This window comes from Ensifer sp. Root954 (assembly GCF_001429005.1).
In the GTDB taxonomy this organism is placed as follows: domain Bacteria; phylum Pseudomonadota; class Alphaproteobacteria; order Rhizobiales; family Rhizobiaceae; genus Ensifer; species Ensifer adhaerens.
Genome location: NZ_LMJM01000001.1, coordinates 55387 through 80997 on the forward strand (window position 1 = coordinate 55387; position 25611 = coordinate 80997).

General features: G+C 64.0%; 22 protein-coding genes. 3 read left to right on the forward strand and 19 right to left on the reverse strand.

The features are described from left to right. Positions 1-12: 12 nt before the first annotated feature. From ASE71_RS00235 to ASE71_RS00295, 13 genes are all read right to left on the reverse strand, one after another. Positions 13-2883: a DNA translocase FtsK gene (locus ASE71_RS00235; protein WP_060522024.1), complete on the reverse strand. Its 2871-nt coding sequence runs from the start codon at positions 2881-2883 to the stop codon at positions 13-15. Positions 2884-3224: 341 nt separating this feature from the next. After that, complete coding sequence (repB, locus tag ASE71_RS00240; RefSeq protein ID WP_060522078.1) at positions 3225-4301, reverse strand: plasmid partitioning protein RepB; 1077 nt, start codon at positions 4299-4301, stop codon at positions 3225-3227. Positions 4302-4306: 5 nt separating this feature from the next. Continuing rightward, positions 4307-5566, reverse strand: coding sequence for a plasmid partitioning protein RepA (repA, locus tag ASE71_RS00245; protein ID WP_060522023.1), 1260 nt, complete (start codon positions 5564-5566; stop codon positions 4307-4309). Positions 5567-5815: 249 nt separating this feature from the next. Next, positions 5816-7255 carry a M20 family metallopeptidase gene (locus tag ASE71_RS00250; RefSeq protein ID WP_060522022.1) on the reverse strand — a complete coding sequence of 480 codons (1440 nt, stop codon included), beginning with the start codon at positions 7253-7255 and terminating at the stop codon, positions 5816-5818. Positions 7256-7368: 113 nt separating this feature from the next. Next, positions 7369-8913, reverse strand: coding sequence for an ABC transporter substrate-binding protein (locus tag ASE71_RS00255; protein ID WP_060522021.1), 1545 nt, complete (start codon positions 8911-8913; stop codon positions 7369-7371). A 37-nt stretch (positions 8914-8950) separates the two neighbouring features. After that, positions 8951-9808 (reverse strand): serine hydrolase, encoded by an 858-nt coding sequence (locus ASE71_RS00260; protein WP_060522020.1) that lies wholly within the window; start codon positions 9806-9808, stop codon positions 8951-8953. A gap of 1 nt (position 9809) precedes the next feature. Continuing rightward, a complete protein-coding gene (locus ASE71_RS00265; RefSeq protein WP_060522019.1) occupies positions 9810-11438 on the reverse strand; it encodes an ABC transporter ATP-binding protein in 1629 nt (542 codons plus the stop codon). Then, on the reverse strand, positions 11435-12253 hold the full coding sequence (locus tag ASE71_RS00270; protein ID WP_034805777.1) for an ABC transporter permease: 819 nt from the start codon (positions 12251-12253) through the stop codon (positions 11435-11437). Before ASE71_RS00270 ends, ASE71_RS00265 begins: the two co-directional genes overlap by 4 nt. Beyond that, a complete protein-coding gene (locus tag ASE71_RS00275) occupies positions 12250-13194 on the reverse strand; it encodes an ABC transporter permease (RefSeq protein ID WP_060522018.1) in 945 nt (314 codons plus the stop codon). Before ASE71_RS00275 ends, ASE71_RS00270 begins: the two co-directional genes overlap by 4 nt. A 216-nt stretch (positions 13195-13410) precedes the next feature. Continuing rightward, positions 13411-14529: an NAD(P)-binding domain-containing protein gene (locus ASE71_RS00280; RefSeq protein WP_060522017.1), complete on the reverse strand. Its 1119-nt coding sequence runs from the start codon at positions 14527-14529 to the stop codon at positions 13411-13413. A 57-nt stretch (positions 14530-14586) separates the two neighbouring features. After that, complete coding sequence (locus tag ASE71_RS00285) at positions 14587-15075, reverse strand: GAF domain-containing protein (RefSeq protein WP_060522016.1); 489 nt, start codon at positions 15073-15075, stop codon at positions 14587-14589. An 89-nt stretch (positions 15076-15164) separates the two neighbouring features. Beyond that, on the reverse strand, positions 15165-16067 hold the full coding sequence (locus tag ASE71_RS00290) for a LysR family transcriptional regulator (RefSeq protein ID WP_034805970.1): 903 nt from the start codon (positions 16065-16067) through the stop codon (positions 15165-15167). Positions 16068-16224: 157 nt separating this feature from the next. Next, positions 16225-16611, reverse strand: a complete 387-nt coding sequence (locus tag ASE71_RS00295; protein WP_034805768.1) for a hypothetical protein — start codon at positions 16609-16611, stop codon at positions 16225-16227. A gap of 396 nt (positions 16612-17007) precedes the next feature. Between ASE71_RS00295 and ASE71_RS00300 the strand changes: the two genes are divergently transcribed. Both ASE71_RS00300 and ASE71_RS00305 read left to right on the forward strand, forming a co-directional pair. Continuing rightward, positions 17008-18225 carry an SfnB family sulfur acquisition oxidoreductase gene (locus ASE71_RS00300; protein WP_060522015.1) on the forward strand — a complete coding sequence of 406 codons (1218 nt, stop codon included), beginning with the start codon at positions 17008-17010 and terminating at the stop codon, positions 18223-18225. 79 nt (positions 18226-18304) lie between these two features. Further along, positions 18305-19702, forward strand: coding sequence for an LLM class flavin-dependent oxidoreductase (locus tag ASE71_RS00305; RefSeq protein ID WP_060522014.1), 1398 nt, complete (start codon positions 18305-18307; stop codon positions 19700-19702). A gap of 79 nt (positions 19703-19781) precedes the next feature. Here ASE71_RS00305 and ASE71_RS00310 read toward each other — a convergent pair whose 3' ends face one another. From ASE71_RS00310 to ASE71_RS00320, 3 genes are all read right to left on the reverse strand, one after another. Next, on the reverse strand, positions 19782-21008 hold the full coding sequence (locus ASE71_RS00310; RefSeq protein ID WP_060522013.1) for an acyl-CoA dehydrogenase family protein: 1227 nt from the start codon (positions 21006-21008) through the stop codon (positions 19782-19784). 145 nt (positions 21009-21153) lie between these two features. Then, positions 21154-21729, reverse strand: coding sequence for a class I SAM-dependent methyltransferase (locus ASE71_RS00315; protein WP_034805750.1), 576 nt, complete (start codon positions 21727-21729; stop codon positions 21154-21156). Between the two features lie 57 nt (positions 21730-21786). Next, a complete protein-coding gene (locus ASE71_RS00320) occupies positions 21787-22413 on the reverse strand; it encodes a Crp/Fnr family transcriptional regulator (protein WP_060522012.1) in 627 nt (208 codons plus the stop codon). A 51-nt stretch (positions 22414-22464) separates the two neighbouring features. On the opposite strand from ASE71_RS00320, the gene ASE71_RS00325 reads away from it, so the two are divergent. Then, positions 22465-23178: an SDR family NAD(P)-dependent oxidoreductase gene (locus tag ASE71_RS00325; RefSeq protein ID WP_060522011.1), complete on the forward strand. Its 714-nt coding sequence runs from the start codon at positions 22465-22467 to the stop codon at positions 23176-23178. A gap of 72 nt (positions 23179-23250) precedes the next feature. Here the strand turns inward: ASE71_RS00325 and ASE71_RS00330 are convergent, their stop codons facing one another. The 3 genes from ASE71_RS00330 to urtD all read right to left on the reverse strand — a co-directional run bounded on the left by ASE71_RS00330 (position 23251) and on the right by urtD (position 25512). Next, complete coding sequence (locus ASE71_RS00330) at positions 23251-23709, reverse strand: RrF2 family transcriptional regulator (RefSeq protein WP_060522010.1); 459 nt, start codon at positions 23707-23709, stop codon at positions 23251-23253. A gap of 307 nt (positions 23710-24016) precedes the next feature. Then, positions 24017-24712 (reverse strand): urea ABC transporter ATP-binding subunit UrtE, encoded by a 696-nt coding sequence (urtE, locus tag ASE71_RS00335; protein ID WP_029742910.1) that lies wholly within the window; start codon positions 24710-24712, stop codon positions 24017-24019. 35 nt (positions 24713-24747) lie between these two features. After that, the gene (urtD, locus tag ASE71_RS00340; protein WP_060522009.1) at positions 24748-25512 is read right to left on the reverse strand and encodes an urea ABC transporter ATP-binding protein UrtD; all 765 of its coding nucleotides are present in this window, start codon (positions 25510-25512) and stop codon (positions 24748-24750) included. Between the last annotated feature and the right edge of the window lie 99 nt (positions 25513-25611).

Below are 25611 nucleotides of genomic sequence, written 5' to 3' on the forward strand. Positions count from 1 at the left end.
CTACGCCCGGTATCAATCCATGTCGTCGTTGTCGGGCGAGCTCATATGGTCGCGGTTGCCGTAGATGATCTCGCGCTTGCCGACGTGGTTCGCCGACCCGACGAGGCCTTCCTTTTCCATGCGCTCGACCAGCGAGGCCGCACGGTTGTAGCCGACGCCAAGGCGGCGCTGGATGTAGGAGGTCGAGCACTTCTTGTCGCGCAGGACCACCTTGACGGCCTGGTCGTAGAGTTCGTTGCCGTCTTCCGACGCAAGCGCGCTCTTGTCGAAGACCGGGGTCTCTTCCTGCGGCTCTTCTTCCTCTTCTTCCGCCGTGACGGTGTCGAGATATTCCGGGCGTCCCTGCGTCTTCAGATGTGCGACGACGTGTTCAACCTCAAGATCCGAAACGAACGGGCCATGGACACGGGCGATACGTCCGCCGCCCTGCATGTGCAGCATGTCGCCCTGGCCGAGCAGCTGCTCGGCCCCCTGCTCGCCAAGGATCGTGCGGCTGTCGATCTTCGACGTCACCTGGAACGAGATGCGGGTCGGGAAGTTCGCCTTGATCGTGCCGGTGATGACATCGACCGAAGGACGCTGCGTCGCCATGATCAGGTGGATACCGGCAGCACGCGCCATCTGCGCCAGCCGCTGGATCGCGCCTTCGATTTCCTTGCCGGCGACCATCATCAGGTCGGCCATCTCGTCGACGATGACGACGATGTAAGGCATCGGCGCCAGGTCCATTTCCTGCTGTTCGAACAGCGGCTCGCCGGTGCCCTTTTCGAAGCCGGTCTGCACCGTGCACATCACCGGTTCGCCCTTTTCACGGGCGGCGGCGGCGCGCTGGTTGTAGCCGTCGATATTGCGCACACCGAGCCGCGACATCTTGCGGTAGCGGTCTTCCATCTCGCGAACGGCCCACTTCAGCGCCATGACCGCCTTCTTGGGGTCGGTAACGACGGGGGTGAGCAGATGCGGGATGCCGTCATAGACGGAGAGTTCGAGCATCTTCGGATCGACCATGATCAGGCGGCACTGATCCGGGCTCAACCGATAGAGCAGCGACAGGATCATGGTGTTGATCGCGACCGACTTGCCCGAGCCGGTGGTGCCGGCGACGAGCAGATGCGGCATCTTCGCAAGCTCTGCAATGACAGGCTCGCCGCCGATTGTCTTGCCCAGGCAAAGCGCCAGCTTGTAGCCGGTCTTGCGGAAATCGACAGATTCGATCAGCTCGCGGAAATAGACGGTCTCGCGGGTGGCATTCGGCAGTTCGATACCGATGACGTTGCGGCCGGGCACGACCGCGACGCGGGCCGAAAGCGCCGACATGGAGCGGGCGATATCGTCGGCAAGGTTGATGACGCGCGACGATTTCACACCGGGCGCCGGCTCGAATTCGTAGAGCGTGACGACCGGGCCGGGGCGAACATGGATGATTTCACCCTTGACGCCGAAATCTTCGAGCACGCTTTCAAGCAGGCCGGCATTCTGTTCCAGCTGCTCCTGCGTCATGAAGAAGCCCTGACCGACGGGCGCTTCCTGCAGCAGTTCCTCGGATGGGAACTCGTAGCCGTCGGCGCTCGGCGCGCGGTCGGTCGAGCCGATCGCCGGCATGTTGCTGGGCGCGCGGGTGACCTGCGCCGGCATGGTGATGGCCGCCTTCGTGGCAACCGGCGCCGGCTGTTCGATTTCGACCGGTTCGGCTTCAATGATTTCAGCGGCGGCTACAGTCACCGGTTCTTCAGCCACGGCAACGGGTGCCGGCGCAGCGTCGGCAACGGCCTCAGCGGCGGCGGTGGGCGGTTGCTGCGCTGGCACATCCTCCGGCTTTGCGCCGCGGACATCGACAACGCGGAACAGCGAGGTGATCGCCGTCGGCGGCATACGGCGGATTTCAACCGGACGCACGGGCGCTGGCGGTGTCACCGCAACGGCAGCAAAGGCAGCGGGAGTGACGACAGGCGTCATCGGTGTCGGGGCGGGCGTCTCGACAAAGGGCTTCGGATGGGTGGCTTCCGTACCGGCAACCTCAGCATCGTCGGCCGGGCCGAATTCGAAGAAGGCGAAATCCGACAGGAAGACAGAATGCGCAGCGCCCTGATCGACGGAAGCGTCGCCTGCCTGAGCGGGCGCGGGTTGGACTTCGGCGACCGGTGCAGAAACGGCGATCGGCGTCGTCAGAACGGGCGCAAGGGCTACGCCCTCGTCGGCCGGAGCTTCGACACGCGCGAGCATGGCCGGCTCGATCGTGTTTTGCGCGGCGGTCCAAGTGGGCAACTGGTTGGTCAGCATGCGCAACAGTTCGGACGGGCTGTAGGACGGCAGCGCGACCTCGGCCAGCGGCGCCTCGTCAGCAGCAACGGCCGAAGCTTCCGTCTGTACCGGCTCGACCGTGGCCGTCGCGACGGGCTCAACGGTTTCCACCAAGACCGGAGCAGGCTCCGCCGCCACCGCGACGATCGCCTCTTCGACTTCGGTTGCCGTTTCGCCTTCTTCGACCTGCGGCGCGCGTCGCTTCATGAATTCGCGCTCGGGCGTGCGGGTGAAGCGCACGTTCGGCGCCAGGAAGAAATGGCTCTCCCAGGTGGAATCGCCGTAGTGGCCGGCAATCTCCGAAAGGGTCGGCAAGGGTTCGCTCATCGTCGACGTCACCTGTGCAGGAGCGTAGGCGGAACCCTGCCCATAGAGGCGGGTCGCACGGCTCATGGTTTCGGCCTGCTGGTTTGCCGGCCGGCGGGGCGCCGCTGGCGCCTCGTACAACTGATAGGGATCGGCGGGTTGCGCCTCATGGGTGGGCATACCGCTCAACGCATCATCCTGCGGACCATCGAAATAATCCGCCTGGTTTGCATCATGCAAAGCAGCCTGTGAGAAGTTTGTCCTGGGAATACGCATGGGTCCTGGAAGAGCTAGAGACATCGCCGCGGGGCCTTCTAAGCGATAGGAAATGAAGGTTAACAAGTCCCTTCCAACGCCCCGTTTCGAACCGGGGTCCGTGGTCGATTGCTGCCTTTCTGTGGGCTCCATGCAACGGCAATGCCCGACGCCCCAAGGCCGCCGCGACATCCCGTCGCCGGCCTCACACGGCCGAAAATATTTCTTGGATGGAGGCGACAGCGGCGATCGCACGGGGATGCTCGCGGCGGCCTAGCATCGGCTCCGCCGGGAAAACGAATCGGGCCTGCGTGAGAGCGTCACGCAGGCCCGGTTGGAACTTTCAGAAGGGCAGACTTCGTTCAGCCTTCGCGGCCCGCCGCGAACACCGCATGCTGCTTGGCAAGCAGTTCGACGACCGCGTCGATGAAGGCTGGATCGACCTCGGCTGAGAACTCGATGCGGGCATTCTTGCCGTCGCGCTTGAGCTTGGCAAACGCGCGCCCGCCGGCGTCGACCAGCGTCTCCGGCTTGGCCGCTGCGTCCGGCTTCGGTTTGCGCGACAGGCGAGCGAAGACGATCTGGAACCGCTGGTCGCTTTCGGCTTCGAGGAAGCGGCGCGAGCGGCACTCCTCCTGCGCCAGTTCGACGGTCACCATGTCCTCAAGCAGCGCTCCAAAGGCCATCCAGCGTTCGCGGCCGACCTTCGGTGCCGGGCCGATCGCGCGGGCAATCGCCGGCGGCACGCCTTCGGCCACCTGCAGGAGGCGCGACAGCTCGCTCTTCTGCACGGCGAGCGCCTCGCCGATCACCTTGCGGTCGAAGCCGCGGTCGGCGAGCGCCGACGCAAACATGGCACGCTCGATGAAGGACAGGTTGCGCCGCTCGGCGTTTTCCTTGCCCTGCGCCAGCACCAGCTCGTCGTCAGTCAGCGGCCGGACGATGGCCTTGACCTTGATGCCGAGGCTGCGCACGGCATTGAGACGACGATGGCCGTAGGCGGTCTGGTAGCGGCCTTGCTTCTGCGGGTGCGGGCGCACGAGGATCGGCGACTGCTGGCCGCTGTCGCGGATACTGTCGGCGAGCGCCAGGAATTCCGGATCGTCGGTCTCGCCGTCGGTCAGGCGGTCGCCGACGAAAGACGCATCGATCAGCTCCGGATCGAGCTCGACGACGCGCTCGCCCTGATGCAGGGCCTCGCGCAGCGCGCGGGCCTCTTCCGCCTCGCGGGTGATACTCCCAAGCGAAAGCCCCATGGCCTTGATCGCGCCGGAGGCCGCCCGCGGCACGTCGGCCTGGGCGGCGGGGACCACGACTGGCTTTGCCGACTGCACGCTTGGTGCGGCGGGCGCCTTGTCATCCGCTTCCGCGGCTGGCGCCGCCGGGGCGACATTGCCGGAAAAGAGTGCGCGCAGTTCGTTCTTGCGGTTGCCAGCCATGTCGGTCAGCGCCCCCAAGCCGCGTGAATGAGCGTTTCGATCTCGCCGTTGACGGCGTTCAGCGATTCGATCGCGCGGTCATAGGTGGCGCGGGTAAAATTCTCGCGTCCGACCTCGTAGAGCGTCTGCTTCGTCAGGCCGGCATCGGAAACCGCGGTGGACTTAACCATGGCCGAGGTCAACACCCGGTCGCCGAAGAGCGAACGCATGAAGCCGACAATCTGGGCCTGCGGCCCGTCGTTCGGCTCGAAGCGGGTGACGAGGTAGCGCAGGAAGTCGAAGTTGAGTTCGCCACCGGCCTCGCGCACGACGCTCAGGAGGTCCGACGTCATGTAGAGAAACTGGTTCATCGAGGCGACGTCGAGCATCTGCGGATGCACAGTGACGACGACGGACGTCGAGGCGCAAAGCGCCGACAGCGTCAGATAGCCGAGCTGCGGCGGGCAGTCGATGATGACGACGTCATAGTCGTCGGCAACGCTCGCAAGGGCGGCCTGCACGCGGGCGAAGAACAGCGGGCCAGCGTCCGTGCCATTGTGACGGGCGCTCAGTGCCTGCGGCGTCGTGTGCTCGAACTCCTGCAGCTCGAGATTTCCGGGCACGAGATCGAGGCCGTCGAAATAGGTCTTGCGGATGATGTCCTTCAACGGCCGCGCCTCGGCGTCGTAGCGGATCGCGCCATAGAGCGTGTCATTGCCGGTAAGGTCGAGTTCCGGCTGGTAACCGAAAAGCGCCGAAAGCGAGGCCTGCGGGTCGAGGTCGACGGCGAGCACGCGGTGGCCGGTCAACGCCAGATATTGCGCGATATGCACCGACGATGTGGTCTTGCCGGAGCCGCCCTTGAAGTTGGTGACCGAGATCACCTGCAGGTGTTCGCCCGCTTCCGCATCGCGCCACTTGAGATAGCTGCGCGCCTTGGCGGCATTGCCCTTGGCAAGCGCCTGTTCGGCCAAGTGCCGGCGAAGCGCATTGATGTCGGAGAGTGAGTAGGAGCGGCGGCCGCCAAGCCCGGTATCGGGCTGCGGACCTTCACCGGCAAGCGAGAGCTGGCGCAGATAGCCGTCAGAAACGCCGATCAGCTTGGCCGCCTCGCCCGAGGTGAAGCTGCGCAACGTCTTCATCGCTGTCGGCGCGAACAGGCGCTCGCGCATCGCCTTCAACTGTTCGGAAAGCGCGCGGGCATCGGCCGCGATCGCTTCGTCGGCCGGACGGCGTGCCTGGGAGTGACCCGCGTCCTCTCTTGCCTGGGTTGCGGTCATATTCATTCTGCCATACTCCTTGCGCGCGTCAGCGGCCCAACGGCGCCACATCACGCTAACAGAGATTCAATTCAAATACGGCCAATCGGCACTTATTCGGAGAACTCCGTAACAGAGATGCCGGAGCCTGCGATTCGCGTCAAGAGTCTGGCGCCATTCAAAGGCGCGTGCACTCGCCGGGCAGACGTTCCGGACGCCGACAAAACGAAACGCCCGCGGGGTGGCGCGGGCGTTTGCAGGCATCGAAAAAATGATTCAGAGTTTCGGACCGATATGATCCGGGATCGGGCATTGGTAGGGCTTGCCCTCGGTCTTTTCACGCCACTCGGCCTTTGCCCGTGCCAAAAGATCGGCATCGAGGATCAGGTCGAGGCCGGTCGTGGCCAGTGATTTTGCCGCGTGGGCGAAAGCCTTGTGGGCGGCCGGGCTCTTGCCCTGCGCCACCACCTGCCAGGTGTGTGGCGCCGTGCCGATCGCCCAGGCAGGCGCCCAACATTGCGCGGTCGGCGTGATCCAGCTGACGTCGCCGACATCGGTCGAGCCGGCGCGGAAATGCGACTGGCCCTCGAAATCGCGAAGGCCGAGATGCAGACCGGTCGAACCGTCCATGCGGCTGTTCGCAAAAACATCGCCCTTGATCTGGTAAAGCCGGATGCTGCTCGAGATTGCTTCCTGCGTCAGCGTCTTCTGGATGTCCTTGGCAAAGGCGATATCGGCCTCGTCGAAGGGAACCGGCCCGAGCGCCACCATGTTGTCGTGGATCGCCGTTTCCAGCGCGATGTTGGGCAGCAGATTGGTCGCCGCCCGGTCAAAGACGATCTCGACCTCGGTCTCCGTCATCATCGCCGCCCCCTTGGCGATCTTGTCGATGCGGGCAGCGAGCGCCAAGGCCTCCGGCATCTGCGGCGCCCGCACGAGATAGAGCGCCTCGGCGCGGGCCTGGACGACGTTTGCCGCCTTGCCGCCGGCATCGGTGATCGCATAGTGCACGCGGCAATCCTGCGGCATATGCTCCCTCAGGAAGTTGACGCCGACATTCATCAGTTCCAGCGCGTCGAGCGCGCTGCGGCCGAGATGGGCACCGTTCGATGCGTGCGCGGCGACGCCCTTGAAGCGGTAATAGATTTCAAGAACGGCGAGATTGTTGGTCGAGCGTACGCCGTTGAAGGGTGCCGGGTGCCAGGTCAGCGCCGTATCGACATCAGCGAAGATGCCGGCGCGTGCCATGAAGGTCTTGCCGGAACCGCCCTCCTCGCCGGGGCAGCCGTAATAGCGCACCGTACCCGGCAAGTCGTTTTCCTTGAGGTAGCGGGCAAGCGCGACGGCAGCGAGCAGCGAACCCGTGCCGAGCAGATTGTGACCGCAACCATGGCCCGTTCCGCCCTCAGTGAGCACTTTCGCCTCGGCGACGCCGGCCACCTGGCTCAGACCCGCAAGCGCGTCGAACTCACCAAGAAAGGCGATCACCGGCAGGCCCTGCCCGCTCTCGCCGACGAAGGCGGTATCGATGTCCGCCAGTCCGCGCGACAAGCGAAACCCGTGCTTCTCCAGCATGGCGATCTGCGTCGCTACCGACTTTTCCTCATGAAAACTCAGTTCCGCATGGTCCCAGATCGCGTCGCTCATTGCGGCGAATTCGGGCTTCAGCGCTTCGATCGTGTCGACAAGGGCGGTCCGGGCGGCTGGATTTGGCATCAATCATCCTTTTGCGACGGCGCGGGGCGCGGTCGCATCAGCAGTTTTGTCTAAGGAGGTGCGGAGGGCGGCAAACGGTCGCCATCCGCTGGAGAGAAAGGACTACGCCCGCATCAGTCGTCGAGCGTCACTTCCCAGAGGCGGGTGTTGGACTGCCAGACCGGCTGGCCGTGCAGCTTCTTGGTGGCGCCCCAGATGTCGACCATGTCGTACATGAAGATGCCGGGGACCTCGTCGAGCATCAGCTGGTGGAACTCGTCGAAGATCGCCTGGCGCTTGGCCTGGTCGGCCTCGACATAGGCTGCCTTCATCAGTTCAACCGCCTTCGGGTTGTCCCACATCAGCGAGGCGTTCTTGTCCTTGTTGCCGACATAGAAGCTGTACATCAGCGCCGGATCGAGACGCGGCGACACCGACTGCGAGATCACCTGATAGTTGCCGGAGCGGCGGCGATCGACCTGGGTCGCATAATCGAGCACTTCGATCTGCACGTTGAGGCCCACCTGCTGCATCATCGCCTGGGCGACGACGGCAGCGGGGAAGCTCGGCACGTTGCCGCGCTTGTTGGCGATGATGGTGATCGGCTCGCCGTTGTAGCCGGCATCAGCCAGGTTCTTCTTCGCTTTTTCGAGATCCATCGGGATCTTCTTCTTCTGGACGTCGGAGTAGAAGATCGAGTCGGCCGAGACCATCGATGCGTTGGCTTCGCCGGTGCCGTTGGAAACAGCGGCGACGAGCTGGTCGAGGTCGAGCGCTTCGGCCATGGCGCGGCGAACCGCAACGTTGCTCAGGATCTTGTCGCGGGTCTGGAAGTAAAGCAGGTTCTTGCCGTTGTTGCGCTTGACGATGAGTTGCATCGTGTCGCTGTCCTTGAACTCGGCAATGAGATCGGCCGAGACTTCTGCGGTGTCGAGCGCGCCCGAAAGCAGGCCGGTCTTCACGGTCGAGGCGTCCGGGATCACCATGAACTTGATGCCGTCGACGAGCGGCCGCTTCGAGCCGACCATGCCATCGGGCTTGCCGTCATTGGCGGGTGAGACGTAGTCGGCGTTCTTTTCGAGCCGGACATATTCGCCCTTCTTCCATTCCGCCCACTTGAACGGGCCGGTGCCGATGGGCGCAGTGTAAGCGCCGTCGGCGCCGACGGAATCTTGGGAGACGATGCCGGTGTAGCCGCATTCGGGCCGGGCCATCAGGCCGAGAAACACGGCCGAAGGCTTCTCGATACTCATGGTGACGGTGGAGGCGTCGGCTGCGGCGACGCTCGTCACCTTGATCGACTTGCTGCCGTCGAAGTCGCCGGCGCAGGTCCACTTGGTCTCCGGCTTCATGTAGCGGTTCCAGTTCCAGACCACGTCTTCCGCGGTCAGCGCCTTACCGTTGTGGAACTTCACGTCGTCTCGCAGCTTGAACGTATAGGTCAGGCCATCGGGCGAAACCTCGAAGCTTTTCGCGAGCAGCGGCTTCACTTCGCCGTTCTCGGCGTAGCCGACCAGACCTTCGACGATGTGGAAGATCACCGAGTCGGTGTTGCCGTCGCGGTTGACGCCGGGCTCGTTGCTGCGGATGTCCGAGCTCTGGGCGACCGTCAGGTCACGCGCATGGCCGAGCGCGATCGCGCTCATCAGCATGGTTCCGGCAAGAAGTATGGTTTTCATGGTTCCTCTCTCTTTTCTGATTGTTGGTGTTGTCGGTTCAAAAGGCGCGCCAGCAGGCCTGTGACAGCTTGCCGATGGTTTCGAGCGCGATGGTGTAGCCGGGCGTGCCGTCGGGCATCAGCGCGGGTACGCCGTCGGTGAAGGCGGCGATCGCATAGAGCGGCTTGCCGTCGCGATAGACGACGCCGGCATCCATGCGGCCGCGTTTGCCGCGACCCCCCTTGCAGGCGGCGACCGTATCGAAGGGCAGCCGCGAGCGGATGCCATAGCGCAAAACCTGGTTCTTCAGCGTCTGCACAGCGAAGGCGGCGAGCTCGACCGTGATGCCAAGTCTGGCGGCAGCAGCGGCATCGTGCTCGGCGGCGAGGATCAGTTCCAGCAGCATCACCTGGTCGGCAGCCGTCGTCGTCGTGACGTCGGCCAGCGAATGATCGGGTTTGAGCGCCAGCGGCGGAATGAGGAAGCGATGGTGCGTGCCCACCATGCCGAGCGCCTTGCAATAGCCGTCGACCTCTTCAAGCGTCAGCCGCTCGAACACCATCTTGGTGCAGACATTGTCGCTCAGAACCATCATGCCGACGATCGCGTCGCGCAGCGAAATGACGATTCCAGGCGTCAAGTAGCGGAACATCCCGCTCGCCACTTCCTGGGCGAGCCGTGCTTCGTAGGTGATGCGCTCGTCAAGATGAAGCCGGCCTTCTGCCACCGCCTTCAGCGCCGCCATCATGATCGAGGTCTTGCGGGTGCTGGCAGATGGTGTTTCCTCACCCTCGCCACGGCCGATGGTTTCACCGGTCTGGAGATTGCGCACGAGGAAGCGGGTGACGAAGGGCTCCGCGTCGGCGATCGCGTGGAGTTCGTCCGCGATCGCACCGGTCTTGATTTCCGTGCTCATCTCAGGCCTCCAGCCGCCATTTGAGGGTGACGCCACCGGTCTGGTTGAGATCGAGCGCCGGGATCGCCGACAGCAGCTTGCGGGTATAGGCCTCCTTCGGCGCATCGAAGATCCGGTTGCGGTCGCCTTCTTCGATGATGCGCCCGTCCTGCATGACGATGACGCGGTCGGCGACCTGCTCGACGACGCCGAGGTCGTGGCTGATGAACAGGCACGAGAAGCCGTAGCGCTTCTGCAGGTTCGAGAAGAGTTCCAGCACCTGAGAGCGAACGGTTACGTCGAGCGCCGACACCGGCTCGTCGGCGATCAGGAATTTTGGCCGCCGTGCGATGGCGCGGGCGATAGCCACACGCTGGCGCTGGCCGCCCGAGAGCTCATGCGGATAGCGATTGGCGAAATCGGCGCTGAGCCCGACTTCCTCAAGCGTTTCGAGCGCACGGCGACGCTTGGCCGGCGTGTCGAGATCCGGCACCAGCCGCAGCGCTTCCTCGACCAGCGCCTGAATGGTCATGCGCGGATCGAGCGACGAATAGGGATCCTGGAAGACCATCTGGCAGTTCAGCCTATAATCGCGCCAGTCGGCGCTGCGCTCGCGGCCCTGGAACAGGATGTCGCCTTCGGCCTGCTGGACGAGGCCTGCGATGGTGCGGCCGAGCGTCGTCTTGCCGGAACCGGAACCGCCGACCAGTGCCACGACCTCTCCGACATGGATATCGACGCTGACGCCGTGCAGCGCGCGCTTCGGCTCGTGCCTGCGGAAGAGACCCTTGCGGCCGGGATACTCGACGACAATATTGCGCGCCGAAACCATCGGCGTGCGGGTCATGTCGAGCTCACGCGCAGCACCACGGAACGGCAGCGACGAAAGCAGCTTGCGGGTATAGGGATGCTGCGGCGCCTGCAGGATCTCCTCGGTCAGCCCCTGCTCGACGACGACGCCCTTTTCCATCACCACGAAACGGTTGGTGTAGCGGGCGACCATCGGCAGGTCGTGGCTGATGAGCAGCACTGCAGTGCCCTCGGCCTGGGTCAACTCGACCATCAGCTCCATGACGTCGCGCTGGACGACGGCATCGAGCGCGGTCGTCGGCTCGTCTGCGATCAGCAAGGCTGGCTTCAACAGCATCACCGAGGCGAGCATGATGCGCTGGCGCATGCCGCCGGAGAACTCGTGTGGATAGGCGGTCAACGCCCGCTCCGGCTCGCGTATGCCGACGCGACCAAGCATCGAGAGAATCGCCGTGCGGCGCTCCTCGACCGACATCTTTGTGTGCAGGATCAGCCCTTCCTCGAGCTGCCGGCCGATGGTCATCGACGGGTTGAGCGAGGTCATCGGCTCCTGGAAGACGACGCCGACCTCCCCGCCGCGCAGCTGGCGGAGATCCCGGTCCTTCATGCCGAGCACATCCTTACCCCGGTAGAGGATCGTGCCGCCGATACGGCGGACGGCCGGCGGAATGAGCCCGATGATCGCGCGTGTCGCCAGTGTCTTGCCGGAGCCGCTTTCGCCGACGATGCCGACGATTTCGCCGGGCGCGACGTCAAAGCTGACGTTCTTCACTACCTGGTTGCCGGAGTGAGTGACGGCAAGCGAAAGGCGCTGGACACTGAGAAGAGGATTGCCGGTCATTTCAGGCCTCGCATGCGGGGGTCGAGACGGTCGCGTAGCGCGTCGCCCAGAAGGTTGATGCCGAGCAAAGTGAGAGCGATGCAGAGACCGGGGAAGAAACCGAGCCAGACGGCCTGTTCGATGAAGGGGCGGCCGGCGGCGAGCATGTTTCCCCAGGTGGGTGCCGGTGGCGGCACGCCGAGACCGAGGAAGGAAAGCGCGCTTTCCGAGAGGATCGCCCAGCCGAACATCGAGGTGGCAAGCACCGTGATCGGCGCGACGCAGTTCGGCAGGATATGGCGCAGCATCGTATAAATCTCGCCATTGCCCATCACCCGCGACGCCTCGATGAACTCGCGTTCGCGCAGCGACAGCACCGCTCCGCGCACCACGCGGGCCATTGACGGCGTATAGGCGATGCCGAGCGCGAAGATGATGCCGTACTGGTTGGCGCCGAAGACGGCGAGCAGGCCGAGCGCCAGCAGGATGCCGGGGAAGGCCAGGAGCGCGTTGTTGATCGCCATGATCACGCCATCGACCCAGCCGCGCGCATAGCCGCTGACGATGCCGATGAAGGTGCCGAAGACGACGGCGAAGGTGACGGTCAGGAAGCCGATCCAGACGCTGGCACGGGCGCCGACCATCAGGCGGCTGGCGACATCGCGGCCGAACTCGTCGGTGCCGAGCCAGTGCGCTGCACCGGGTGCGGCAAGCCGCGCGGTGAAGCCGAGCGCCATCGGATCATAAGGCGTCCAGAAAAGGCCGATGAGGGCGGTGATGACCAGCAGGCCGATCAGGCCGCCGCCGATGGCGCCGTTGAAAGTGAGCTTTCTCATTCTGCCACCACCCGCGGATCGAAGAGAGGATAGAGGAGGTCGACCACCAGATTGACGACGACATAGGAGAAGGCGACGAGCAGCAGGCAGCCCTGGATCACCGGATAGTCGCGCTGGAAGATCGCATCGACCATCAGACGGCCAAGACCCGGAATGGTGAACACCGTCTCGATGACGGCGATGCCGCCGAGCAGGTTGCCGAGGATCAGGCCAATCATCGTCCAGGTCGGGCCGAAGGCGTTCTTGAAGGCGTGGCGCCAGAGGACGGCACTTTCCGAAAGCCCCTTGGCGCGGGCATGGGTGATGTAATCGAGCCGCAGCACTTCGAGCGTAGAGGCGCGGGCCATGCGGATGATCACGCCCATCTCGTGGATGACAAGCGTCATGACCGGCAGCACCAGATAGAGAAGGCCGGCCTTCCAGTTCTCCGAGATCGGCACGTAGCCAAGCACCGGCAGCCAGCCGAGCTTCAGGCCGAAGGCGAGCAGCAAGAGAAGACCGAGCCAGAAGGTTGGGATCGACAGAAGCACGGTCGCCGAACCGACAAGCGCCAGGTCGGTCAGGCTGTTCTGCCGCCAGGCGGCGATGACGCCGGCCGGAACCGCGATAAGGCTCGCGAGAAACACGGCGATGACGACGATTTCGGCGCTGACGAAGAAGCGGCTGACGACCAGATGCAGCACCGGCTCGCCGGTGACGATCGAGGTGCCGAAATCGCCGGAGAGAATGTTGCCGGCCCAGATGACGAATTGCTCCGGGATGCTGCGGTCGAGACCGAGCTCCGCGCGCAACGCGGCAATCTGCTGCGGTTCGGCCATATCGCCGAGCATCAGCGCTGCCGGATCACCAGGAATGAGGCGGATAAGCGTGAAGACGGCAACCGAGACGATCACGATCGTCGGTATCGCCATCACGAGACGATTGAGAATGAATTTGATCATGGGTTCCCCGTACTGAGGCGGGCCGCACGCGTTACCGCGATTCTCCCGCCCGTCGGCTCTCTTGTTGCAAGGACTATGATCGATTGGAAAAAATCGCGCAATATTATGAGTAAATGTCATACCTCTATGAAAAGGGCATGCAACTTCATCGCGATCGGGTGGGCGGTGCCCGGCTGCGCGCTGGCGAGGAAGCCGGCGCGATCGCGCCGGTTTCCGTCAGGTCAGATGAAGAAAATCGGCCAGTTCGCGGGCGGCAGCGCCTCCTGCCCGGTTCGCACCGATGGTGGAAGCCGACGGCCCGTAGCCGACGAGATGGATGCGCGGGTCTTTTGCCACCTGAGTCGCCAGGCGACCGGTCATCAGGATACCGCCGTCAGCATTGCGCATTTGCAGCGGCGCCAGGTGATCGAGCGCGCTTCTGAAGCCGGTGCTCCAGAGGATGACATCGACGGCCAGTTCGCGCCCGTCGGCCCAGCGCACGCCGTTTTCGGTCATTTCGGCAAACATCGGCTGGCGCTCGAGCGCGCCGCGTGCGCGTGCGGCCATGATCGCAGGTGTCACCGGAATGCCCGTCACCGAGACGACCGAGCCCGGCGGCAGGCCGCGGCGAACCCGGTCCTCGACCATGGCTACGGCGGCGCGTCCAACCTCTGGCGTAAACGGTTCGTCGCGGAAGGCCGGCTCCTCCCGCGTTACCCACGTGGTCGATGTCACCTGCGATATTTCATCGAGCAGCTGGATGGCGGAGATGCCGCCGCCGACGACCAGCACATGCTGCCCCGCGAATTGCGCTGCCGACTGATAATCCTTCGTGTGCAGCTGGCGTCCCCTGAAGCGCTCCGCGCCCGGATAGGGCGGGATATAGGGTGCCTCCCAGGTGCCGGTCGCGTTGATGATGCCGCGGGCAGCATAAGCCCCGTCGTCCGTCTCGACCCTGAAGCGCTCGCCGCGGTCACACACGACCTTGACGGCCACCGGCCGGCGGACCGGCAGACCGAATGCCTTCTCATAGGCGCCGTAATACTGCGGCACGGCGACGGCCGCGTGAACCTCGCCCTTGCTGGTATCGACCGCTTCGGAAAATCTCATGCCGGGAAGATCGTGAATACCGTTGACCGTATTCAAGGTCAGCGACGGCCAGCGAAACTGCCAGGCCCCGCCCGGCTGCGGCGACCGGTCGATGACGACATATTGCCTGTGAGGCGCCAGCCCGAGCCGGCCCAGGTGATAGGCAGAAGACAGTCCCGCCTGCCCGGCGCCGATGACGACGATGTCGATCTTGCGGGCCACGCGCGCATGCGTTTCGACATCGACGGGCTGAGCGGCATCCGTCATGGTGCGGCCCGAAGCAAAAGCCTGTCAGTCCTTGCCAGATCATCCACGGCGGCGGCCCTATGCAATTGCCGCTGCGAAGATCGCCGCAAGTTTTTCGATGCCGATCTGGTCGTCGCGGTCGAAGCGTGCAGGCTCCGGGCTGTCGAGATCGATGACGCCGATCACCCGGCCGTCACGCCGCACGGGAACGACGAGTTCCGAGCGCGAGGCCGCATCGCAGGCGATGTGCCCCGGAAAGGCATGGACGTCTTCCACAAGGATCGAGCGGTCTTCCTTGACGGCCGTTCCGCAGACCCCGCGGCCGACGGCGATGCGCACACAGGCAGGCTTGCCCTGGAACGGTCCCAGCACGAGTTCGTCGTCGGTTTCGAGGAAATAAAACCCCGCCCAATTGAGGCTCGGCATGGTCTGGAACATCAGCGCCGACATATTCGCCGCGTTGGCGATCAGGTTCGGCTCGCCATGAAGCAGCGATTCGAGCTGCTGGGCCAGCTCCGCGTAGAAAGCGCGCTTGTCGCCTGTGTCGATGGTGGCTGCCTGAAACATGATCTTATCCGCTCTAATGTTCGTATCGGCCGGCAATGTAGTGTCGCGCCCGTCCCATTGCCAATGGCCGCAACCTTGAGGCCATTGTCTCACGGCTGCTGCGAAGCGGCGACCTGCCTTTTGAGGCAGTCAATCATGGCTTGGGCTGCGAGCGACAGCGGTACGCCAGCCGCCGTCGCGACGCCGAAATCCTGGGTGAGGTGCGGCGAAAACGGACGGATCTCGATCGGTAGGTGCCGGTGCAGATTGGCAAAGAAGCTGCTGATGATCGCGACCCCAAGGCCGTAGGCCGCGTAGGCGCAGGCCGAGCTGTTGCTGTGGGTCTCGATCTTGACCTTTTGCGGCACGCCGGCCTTGCGGAAAATCTCGTCGAGCATGACCCGCGTCGGCCGGCGGCGGCCGATCAGGATCAAGGGCACGCCGCGCAGTTCCTTCGGCGTCACGGTTTCGTGCTGCGAAAGCGTGTGCCCCTTTTCCATGACGCAGACGCTGAGGCCGGTTGCGACCGGCTGCATTTCGAGACCGGCGCTCAGCTGCCCCTCATAACGCAGGAAGCCGAAATCGATGATGCGCTGCTCGACGAGGCGGGCGATCGCAACGGTCGTGTCGAAGAAGGTTTCGACGCGCACGCCGGGAAAATCCTTGGCATAGTCGGCGAGCATCGCCGGGGCGAAGGTCTCGGACATGCTGTTCGGCAGGCCGATGCGCACGACCTCTGGGCCGACTGCGCCGCTGCGCAGGTCCTGCGCCAGATTGGTGAACCGGTCGATGCCGAGCAAGATATGCTCCGCATCCTCGGCGAGCTTCATCGCCTCGGGCGTCGCAATCAGCCGGCCCTTGTCACGGGCAAAAAGCGTCAGCGACAGCTCTTCCTCGAGCTGCTGCAACAGCCGGCTGACGCCGGACTGGCTGAGCCCCATCGTCTTGGCGGCCGCAATCGTCGATCCGGTCGCCAACAGCGTGCGCAGCACTTCCAATTGTCGAAAATTCACGCCGCCCCCGGTCCGCTCGAACATCCGCTTGCTCTCCCCTCGTGTTTACGGGAAGGCGATGCTCCAAGGAAGGGGTCGGCAAGGTGCGGGAAAATCCGTGACGGATACCCGCCGGGAACGAGGAGCGCGCACGCGCGCTCCCCTGAGGTCACCGGTCTCACGCGCTGGCGTGGACCGGATGGTTGAAGCGGTCGGCGAAGATCTCGATCGAGCCGCGACCGAAGCTGCGCAGCTGCCGCCGCGTCAGCACCGACATGACACGCGCGGCCGTCGAGACGGTCATGGCGTCGAGCGGCCCTTCACCGCTCCACGGCTTGTTCAGCCGGTCGGTTACGATGCCGATGAGGTTTGCCGGCATGATGTCGCTGCAAGGTTTCATCCAGTCGAAGACCTCGCTGATGGGAATGCGCTTGCCTTCGAACGCAACGATGGGCTCGGGCATGTTGGCGCCCCAGTCATCATAGGCCTCCAGAGCATCACGAAACAGGTTCTGCAGCGTGATGGAGGCGTGCCCTTCATGGAGAGCAGGCAGGAAATTCGTCATTTGTGTCTCCTTCAGTGGTTAAGGCCGGGAAACGCGAATGGCCAATTCTGTCAGCATATGTTTGTGTTCGTGCCGGGTGGCCGATACTCTGGGGCCACACGACGGGTCAAACTGCAGGCGATGAGGCAAATGCACAAATCGGGCGATGGTTCCCTGAGCCGCAGTCAATTTTGGCGGGAAATCGGTGAGCATACACGCCGCCGACCGTTACCAGGGTCCTCTTCCCTGGCCTTCCCCCGAATCGATCTTACCCATCCCGACCCGAAGGTAAACACCAAGTCGCCATCAAGGCCGAAACGAAATACTCAAATCGATAATTTCTATAGAATATACTATCTTACCCGATCAGGCCAGATAATTCACTGATATGCACCTCAATCGACAGGGAGCAGTCACATGGGAACGATCTCGCGGCTTTCCGAGAAAACTAGAGCCCCGGCGCACCGGATCGAAAGCGAAGAGGAAGCGCTGTCGATCGCGCGTGAGCTGGCGGCGGAATTTGCAGGGAGTGCCAACGAGCGGGACACGGATCGCATTCTGCCCTTCGACGAGCTCGATGCGCTCGCCCAATCCGGCCTGCTGGCGATCACCGTGCCGCCGGAGTATGACGGCATAGACGTCTCCAATGCCGTTCTTGCCGAAGTCACCGCCATCCTTTCGGAAGCGGATTCCTCGATCGGCCAGATCCCGCAGAACCATTTCTACATTCTCGAGGCGCTGCGCACCGATGGCACCGAGGAGCAAAAGGCCTTTTTCTTCGGCCGGGCGCTTGCCGGCGACCGTTTCGGCAACGCCCTTTCGGAGCGTGGCACGAAAACCGTCGGCGACTATGAGACCCGGCTTTCCTCCGACGGCCCCGGCTTCCGTCTGAACGGGCGCAAATATTATTCGACCGGCGTGTTGTTTGCCGAATGGATCGTCATCTTCGCCCTTGATCCGAACGACAAGCTGACCATGGCCTTCGTGCCGCGCGGCGCGGAGGGCTTGCAGATCATCGACGACTGGGACGGCTTCGGCCAGCGCACGACCGGTAGCGGCACGACCGTGCTGCAGAACGTCTATGTGGCCGCCGATGCGGTGGTGCGCCATCACCGCGGCTTCGAAAGGCCGACGACGATCGGTAGCGTCGGCCAGATCATCCATGCCGGCATCGATCTCGGCATTGCCCGGGCAGCCTTTGCCGAAACCCTCGACTTTGTCCGCAATCATGCGCGCCCCTGGATGGACAGTGGCGCCGAACGGGCGGCCGACGATCCGTTGACGATCGCCCGCATCGGCCAGCTTGCCATCCGCCTGGAGGCGGCAACGGCCACGGTGGAGCGTGCCGGCAAAAAGGTCGACGTCGCCCAGATCAACGGTACCGAGGAAAGCGTGATCGAAGCGACGCTTGCCGTTGCCGCGGCAAAGGTCCTGACGACCGAAATCGCCTTGGAAGCGAGCAACACGCTCTTCGAACTCGCCGGCACCGCATCGACGAAGATCGGCCTCAACCTCGACCGCCATTGGCGAAACGCCCGCACCCACACGCTGCACGACCCGGTGCGCTGGAAGCATCACGTTGTCGGCAACTACCACCTGAACGGCATCAAGCCGCCGAAGAACGGCGCACTCTGAGCCCATCGACCGCGCGCGATCGTCCCGAGGCGTGACCGGCGCTTTGGGCAACGCCCAACCTTGCCCGAAGGAGAGCCCCATGAGCCGCGCAATCCGGCTGAATGCCTTTGACATGAACTGCGTCGGCCACCAGTCGCCAGGGCTCTGGACCCATCCGCGCGACCAGTCCTGGCGCTACAAGGATCTCGATTACTGGGTGCATCTGGCAAAAACGCTCGAGCGCGGCAAGTTCGACGGCCTGTTCATCGCCGACGTGCTGGGCGTCTATGACGTGCTGAACGGCAATGCGGATGCAGCCCTTCGGCATTCGGCCCAGGTCCCGGTCAACGACCCGCTGCAACTGGTGCCGACCATGGCCTACGAGACCGAGCATCTCGGCTTCGGGCTGACGGCGTCGCTCTCCTTCGAGCATCCCTATACCTTCGCCCGCCGCATCTCGACGCTCGACCATCTGACCCGGGGGCGTGTCGGCTGGAACATCGTCACCTCCTACCTCAACAGCGGCGCGCTCAACATCGGCCAGGCGCAGCAGGCGCGCCACGACGACCGCTATGATCTCGCCGAGGAATATCTGGAGGTCTGCTACAAGCTCTGGGAAGGAAGCTGGGAGGACGGCGCCATCGTGCGCGATCGGGCAAGCGGTATCTTCACCCATCCGGAAAAGGTGCATCCGATCAACCATCACGGCCGCCACTTCACTGTTCCCGGCATTCACCTGAGCGAACCGTCGCCGCAGCGCACGCCCGTGCTCTACCAGGCCGGCTCTTCGAGCCGCGGCAAGGACTTTGCCGGGGCGCACGCCGAATGCATCTTCGTCGCCGCGCCATCCAAAACCGTATTGAAGCGCTATGTCGCCAATGTCCGCGAGGCAGCCGCGCGCGCCGGCCGCAACCCACGCGAAATCCTCGCCTTCAATCTGCAGACGGTGATCCTCGGCGAAACCGACGCGGAGGCGAAGAAGAAGTTCGACGAATACCGCAGCCACGTGTCCTACGAGGGTGCCCTGGCGCTGATCTCCGGCTGGACAGGCATCGATTTCGGCCAGTTCGCCCCGGACGAGCCGCTTCGCCACCGTTACACCAACGCGGTGCAATCGGCCGTCGAGACCTTTACGACCATCGACCCGGACCGGGTGTGGACCGTGCGTGAAATGGCCGACTGGGTGGGTATCGGCGGCTTCGGCCCCGTCTTCGTCGGCTCGCCCTCGACGGTCGCCGATCTCCTCCAGGAATGGGTCGAGGACACCGATGTCGACGGCTTCAACCTTGCCTATGCCATCACGCCCGGGACCTTCGAAGACGCCGTCGACCTGCTGGTGCCGGAACTGCAAAGGCGCGGCGTCTACAAGACCGGCTACCGCGAAGGCACGCTCCGCGAAAAGCTCTTCGGGGCCGGTCCGAGGCTTGCAGCGCCGCATCCGGGCGCCGGCTATCGCGACCTCGCCGGCCAGCGGCAGGCGATCGCGGCCTCCGCTTAAGCGAAGACATCAAAGAAACGCCGCCGGAACCTTTGTTCAGGCGGCGTTTTTCTACGCACAGTCACCCTATGCGTCAGGTTCAGCTGTAAAGGCTTATCGGCGGGATCCGTCCGTTGAGCGCAAAGTCGCCGACCTCGCGCGCCTTGTAGGCGACCGGGTCATGCAGCGTGTGGGTGCGGACATTGCGCCAGTAGCGGTCGAAGCGATAGTGTCCAGCCGTGGCGCGCGCGCCCATCAATTCGAACACCCTTGCCGTCACGTCAAGCGCCACGTGGGTGGAATGCACCTTGGCCGCATAGGCCTCGATCGCCGCCGCGCCCCGCGCCTCGGCCGTTACCGAGCTGCCCTCGGACAAGGCCGCTTCGACCGCTGCCGCAGCCGCATCGGCCAGCGCAACCGACGCCTTCAGGTTCGTCTGGAGCTCGCCGATCGCCTCAAGGATATAGGGGTCGTCGCCGGCACGCTCGACGCCGGACGTCACCCAGGGACGCGTTGTGCTGCGGACGTAGTCGAGCGCTGCTGCCAGCGCCCCCTGCGCCGTGCCGAGATAGAAATTGACGAAGACGAGCTGGATCAGCGGCGTGTTGAAGGTCGCCTGCACCGGTGGCGGATCTAAGGGTTCGGCAAGCGCCTGGATGAAGTCTCGCCCATAAACCGGAAAGTCGCGGAACTCGACGCTGCCGCTGTCCGACAGGCGCTGGCCGATATTGTCCCAGTCGTCGTTCGCGATATAGCCGGGACGGTCGGTGGGCACGACGAAATTGGCGATCTTGCCGTCGAGTGTGGCATTGACGTTGATGCGGTCGGAGACATGCGCGCCGGTCGAAAACGTCTTGCGGCCGTTCAAGACGTAGTGCGCGCCGCGCCGCTCGAGCGTCAGGCCGGGGTCGCGCGGGTTGACGGCTGCACCCCAGTAGAGCTGCCGCTCGACCGTTTCGGCGCCCAGCATCCAGGCTTGCCGGGGATCGGCGGCGGCCCAATAGACGTATTGGCTGTTGACGTAGTGGTAGCCCAGCAATTGCCCGATCGAGCTTTCGCCGCGCGCGACGACGCGCACCAGCCGCAGCCCGTCGATCCAGCTCAAGCCGGCCCCACCGATCTCCGGCGAATGCAACGCCGCCAACAGACCAGCCTGGCGGAGCGCCTCGATCTCCTCGCGCGGCGGCGCGCCCACCCGGTCGAGTTCGGCGCCCTGACGGGCAAGATCGGTTGACAGCGCCTCGGCACGGGCAAAAAGCTCCCGTCGCCTTTCGTCATGTTCGGCGTTCACCGGCGCCGGTTCTCTGAGGAAGTGTACGTTGCTCATCCGCCTCTCCTTGGTTGAGGCGTAATAATGAACTTATTCTATAGACAATGACAGCAAATGGATTTTGACTTGGGCGGAAGCCCGAGAAAGTCTTACCTGTCACCCGGTGCCGCCCACGCGCCGGCGGGAAACGGGGCCATCGCGCTCAGGCACTATTCCGGGAAATGCGATAGACGCTGGCAGGCGGCAGGTTGAGCGGCACCCAGCGCCGAAAGGAGGCCTTGAGCCCAAGCTCGCGCAGAACCTGGAGCGAGATCGGGCATCGCGGTCCATAGGTGAACTGGAACAGGCTTCCATCCTCGGCAAGGTGATGAAAGACCGAGGCGAGGATCGCCCGCACGGTCTGCGCCGGCATGGACAGAAGTGGCAGGCCGCTGATCGCCGCCCCGACGGACTTCACCGCCGGCAGGGCCAGGTGCTGGGCGTCGCCCTCGATCAGCGTCGCGCTCGGGAACCGCTCCCGCAACAGCATGGCGAAAGCCGGATTGCGCTCCACCAGGATGAGATTGTCCTCGTAAACGCCGTTGCGAAGCAGTGCCCGCGTGAAGGCTCCGGTGCCAGGCCCAAGTTCGAGCACATTGCCGGAGAGCGGTCCGATCTCGGTGGTCATGGCGACCGCCAGCCGTCTGCTCGAAGGCGCGATCGCCGCGACCTCCAGCGGTCTCGCCGCCCAGGATCTGAGGAAGAGCAGGAAATCCGATGCCGTTTTCTGTTTGGTCAAGTCGCGCCTCCGTTGTTGCAACGGTGCCTGGTATCGCTCCTTGTCGGATGCCGCGCATTAACCCGGGTTAAGCCTGGTGTCGGCCTCCGCCCGCACTCGCTTGGCGATGCGGCTGAGGCCGACCGGGGTGATGCCGAGATAGCCGGCGAGGTCCTTCTGCGGCACCCGTGCGACCACCTCCGGTTCCTCGACGAGCAGTGCGCGATAGCGCTCCTCGGGATCAAGCGTCAGGAACTGGCGTTCACGGCGCTCCTTGCGCTCGGCAAGCATCATCAGCGCACTTCGGATCATCCGCGACCAGCCAAGGTCGGTGTCGGCCAGCGCCTGCAGCGTCACGAACGGAATTCTCTCGAGGCGGCTCTCCTCGACCGCAATTGCCGAAAAGCTCGCCCGCCCGGCGGGCACCAGCGCCGAGAGGCTCGCAAAGAACCGCCCTTCGATGGCGAAGGACTTGATCCACTCCTCGCCATTGGCACGCAGATAGGTGAGCTTCACCAGGCCGCGCTCGATCACATAGACATAGGGATGCGGCTCATCCTGATGGAAGACCGTTTCGCCAGCCCTCACGCTGCGCACCTGCATCGCCTCGGCCAGGCGCTCCGCCTGCGCCAGCGGATGCCGGGCGATGCGCTCGAACAGCGAAATCGCAGCGCCCTCTCCGCGCTTAACTTCGGTTAATGCCATCCCCGTCCTCCCGTTGCAGATTCGACTGCGCAACAACGGGAAATAGATCACATGGCACGCTACGTCGTCACCGGGGCAAGCTCGGGAATCGGCAGGGAGATCGCACTGCAACTGGCCGCGAGGGGGCACGATGTCTTAGCACTTGGCCGCGACCGGGAGCGACTGGAGGACTTGACGCTGCGAAACCGGAGGATCGAAACGCGGGTGCTCGATCTCTGCGATCGGGCCGCAACCATCGCCTGCGGAGCCAAGATGGCGGGCGATCCGATCGACGGTCTCATCAACAACGCGGCCATCCAGCACAATGTCCGGTTCGACGACCCGCATTACGACGCCGGACAAATCGCGGACGAAGTCGATACCAATCTCGTCGCGCCGATGCTGTTGTCGCGGCTGCTTCTGCCGAAGACGCCCGGGCGCCCCTTCGTCATCGTCAATGTCGGCTCAGCACTCGCCCGTTATCCGAAAACGACGGCGGCGGTCTACAGCGCCACCAAGGCGGGGCTGCGCATGTTTTCGGATGCACTTTCCGTCCAGCACCAGGCAGGCGCAGTCAAAGTGGTTGATGTGGTGCTGCCGCTCGTCGATACCCCGATGACATCAGGGCGGGGAAAGGACAAGGTCAGCGCGGCCTATGCGGCGAAGGAAATCCTGCGTGCGCTCGAGCCGGGCGGGCCCCGCATCCATGTCGGCAAGGCGCGATTGCTGCGCCTGCTCGAAATCATAGCGCCGCCTGCAGCCGCCGCGATCATCAGAAAGCTGTGACGCTGCAGTTCCGCGATTGTCCCGCCGCGTCTCGCGATCTCAGGCACCCAGTAAAGAACGGATGCGCGGAGGTCAGCCGGCCTCAGCGTCCCTCAAGGCGACGATCTCGGTCGCGTTGTCGTTGGCGGCGAACTGCTCCAGCGTCATGTTGTCGAGGATCGAGGCGATCGCGTCGCGAACGTTGCTCATCGACTTGCGCACATGACAGTTGACCGGATCGGCACAGTCGTCGCAGGCCTCGAACGCGGTGCGGCTGGCGCAGCGGATCGGTGCCAGGGGACCGTCGAGCGTGCGGATGACCTGGCCGATGCGGATGTCGGAGGCTGGCCGGGAGAGCGAATAGCCGCCGCCCGGGCCCTTCTTCGAGCGCAGGATGCCGGCATTGCGCAGTTCGAGCAGGATCGCGTCCAGGAACTTTTTCGGAATATTGTTCCGCGTGGCGATCTCGGTGATGAAGGCGGTCTCTCCGGGCTCCAGTTGAGCCAGGTCGACAAGGGCCTTGAGCCCGTATTTTCCTTTTTTGGTCAACATGTCACTTCACTTTCCTGAACAAGGAAAGCCGCCACAACGCCCCTTCCCGCGGCATTTACCGGGGGTAACGGGTTGTGACGGCCGCACTCTTTCGCTTAGGATGTCCTACACCCAAACTGCACCATTCTCAATAAAATACGTCAGTTACTGCATAGATTTAGTGATTTTAGAAGGCGCTTTTATGGCAGGGGGGAGAATTTCCGCTCCCTTGAGAAGGTGCTTTTGCCTCAAGAGCCAGCAGTCGCTTGCCTCGGACGCCGCGAAACCCGACGCCGGAGCACCGCAGGTGTAACTGTTCAGGATGCGATCACACCGTCAGATGGCGGCGCGCCTCTGATGTGTCCAGTGTTTCGGCTGCGCCCTCGTGGACCACAGCGCCCCGATCGAGGATGTAGACGTGGTCGGCGAGTTCGCGGCAGAAATCGAGATACTGCTCGACCAAGAGGATCGCCATGCCGGTCGAATCCCTGAGATAGCGGATAGCCCGGCCGATATCCTTGATGATCGAGGGCTGGATGCCCTCTGTTGGCTCGTCGAGCACAAGGATCTTCGGTCGCGTCACCAGTGCGCGGCCGATCGCCAGTTGCTGTTGCTGCCCGCCAGAGAGGTCGCCGCCACGGCGACCAAGCATCGAGCGCAACACCGGAAAGAGGTTGAAGACGTCCTCGGGTATCGAGCGGTCGCCGCGCTTCAGGGGCGCATAGCCGGTCTCCAGGTTCTCCTTGACCGTCAGCAGCGGGAAGATTTCACGCCCCTGGGGGACGTAGCCGATGCCTTCTTTTGCCCGCCGATAGGGCGCCATGCCGGCGAGTGCTGCGCCGTTGAAGTCGATCGCGCCGGCGCTGACCGGATGCTGACCGGTGATCGCCCGAAGCAGGCTCGACTTGCCGACGCCATTGCGCCCGAGCACGCAGGTTATCTTGCCCATCTCGGCCGTGATCGACACGTTTCGCAGCGCCTGCGCGGCGCCGTAGTGAAGATTGACGTTTTCGACGCTGAGCATGGCGCGCCCTCCTTCGGGATTTTCGGTGTGGGTCATCACCGGCCAAGGTAGTTCTCGATCACCTTCGGATCGCTGCTGACAAAGTCGATCGAGCCTTCCGCCAGCACCGCTCCTTCGGCAAGGCAGGTGACCTTGACGCCGAGTTCACGGATGAAGCCCATGTCGTGCTCGACAACCACGACCGATCGGGTCTTGGCGATCTCCTTCAGCAGGATGGCTGTCTCGGCAGTTTCCGCGTCGGTCATGCCGGCGACCGGTTCGTCGACCAGCAGCAGTTCCGGCTCCTGGGCAAGCAGCATGCCGATCTCCAGCCATTGCTTCTGCCCGTGCGAAAGGTTGGCGGCGAGATCGCTGCTGCGCGACGACATGCGGATGGTCGCAAGGATCTCCTCGATCCGAGCCTTGTCCTCTGCCGTCAGTCGGTAAAAGAGTGTCGGAAACACGCCGCGCTTGCGGTTGAGCGCCAGCTCGAGATTGTCCCAAACCGTGTGGCTTTCAAACACCGTCGGCTTCTGGAATTTGCGGCCGATGCCGAGCGAAGCGATCTCCGCTTCGTCCTTTTTCGACAGGTCGATCTCGCCCTTGAAGAACACCTGCCCCTCGTCCGGCCGCGTCTTGCCGGTGATGATGTCCATCATCGTCGTCTTGCCAGCGCCGTTCGGGCCGATGATCGCTCGTAGCTCGCCGGGTTCGATGACGAAGGAGAGCGCATTCAACGCCTTGAAGCCGTCGAAGGAGACGGAGACGCCGTCGAGATAGAGAAGGCTGGTCGGCTTGGTCTGCCCGATTGTCTGGTTCATGTCGTTACTCCGCCGCCATGGGTTCAACGGCCAGATTGTCCGGTGTTTCAGCCGCCCGCGTCTGACGCTCCGCACGCCGGCGGGCGAAGTACGCGCCAG

Coding starts and splice junctions, on each gene's coding strand:
- ASE71_RS00235 (WP_060522024.1), bottom strand. CDS start 2,883: ATGCGTATTCCCAGGACAAACTTCTCACAGGCTGCTTTGCATGATGCA.
- repB (WP_060522078.1), bottom strand. CDS start 4,301: ATGGCTGGCAACCGCAAGAACGAACTGCGCGCACTCTTTTCCGGCAAT.
- repA (WP_060522023.1), bottom strand. CDS start 5,566: ATGAATATGACCGCAACCCAGGCAAGAGAGGACGCGGGTCACTCCCAG.
- ASE71_RS00250 (WP_060522022.1), bottom strand. CDS start 7,255: ATGCCAAATCCAGCCGCCCGGACCGCCCTTGTCGACACGATCGAAGCG.
- ASE71_RS00255 (WP_060522021.1), bottom strand. CDS start 8,913: ATGAAAACCATACTTCTTGCCGGAACCATGCTGATGAGCGCGATCGCG.
- ASE71_RS00260 (WP_060522020.1), bottom strand. CDS start 9,808: ATGAGCACGGAAATCAAGACCGGTGCGATCGCGGACGAACTCCACGCG.
- ASE71_RS00265 (WP_060522019.1), bottom strand. CDS start 11,438: ATGACCGGCAATCCTCTTCTCAGTGTCCAGCGCCTTTCGCTTGCCGTC.
- ASE71_RS00270 (WP_034805777.1), bottom strand. CDS start 12,253: ATGAGAAAGCTCACTTTCAACGGCGCCATCGGCGGCGGCCTGATCGGC.
- ASE71_RS00275 (WP_060522018.1), bottom strand. CDS start 13,194: ATGATCAAATTCATTCTCAATCGTCTCGTGATGGCGATACCGACGATC.
- ASE71_RS00280 (WP_060522017.1), bottom strand. CDS start 14,529: ATGACGGATGCCGCTCAGCCCGTCGATGTCGAAACGCATGCGCGCGTG.
- ASE71_RS00285 (WP_060522016.1), bottom strand. CDS start 15,075: ATGTTTCAGGCAGCCACCATCGACACAGGCGACAAGCGCGCTTTCTAC.
- ASE71_RS00295 (WP_034805768.1), bottom strand. CDS start 16,611: ATGACGAATTTCCTGCCTGCTCTCCATGAAGGGCACGCCTCCATCACG.
- ASE71_RS00300 (WP_060522015.1), top strand. CDS start 17,008: ATGGGAACGATCTCGCGGCTTTCCGAGAAAACTAGAGCCCCGGCGCAC.
- ASE71_RS00305 (WP_060522014.1), top strand. CDS start 18,305: ATGAGCCGCGCAATCCGGCTGAATGCCTTTGACATGAACTGCGTCGGC.
- ASE71_RS00310 (WP_060522013.1), bottom strand. CDS start 21,008: ATGAGCAACGTACACTTCCTCAGAGAACCGGCGCCGGTGAACGCCGAA.
- ASE71_RS00320 (WP_060522012.1), bottom strand. CDS start 22,413: ATGGCATTAACCGAAGTTAAGCGCGGAGAGGGCGCTGCGATTTCGCTG.
- ASE71_RS00325 (WP_060522011.1), top strand. CDS start 22,465: ATGGCACGCTACGTCGTCACCGGGGCAAGCTCGGGAATCGGCAGGGAG.
- ASE71_RS00330 (WP_060522010.1), bottom strand. CDS start 23,709: ATGTTGACCAAAAAAGGAAAATACGGGCTCAAGGCCCTTGTCGACCTG.
- urtE (WP_029742910.1), bottom strand. CDS start 24,712: ATGCTCAGCGTCGAAAACGTCAATCTTCACTACGGCGCCGCGCAGGCG.
- urtD (WP_060522009.1), bottom strand. CDS start 25,512: ATGAACCAGACAATCGGGCAGACCAAGCCGACCAGCCTTCTCTATCTC.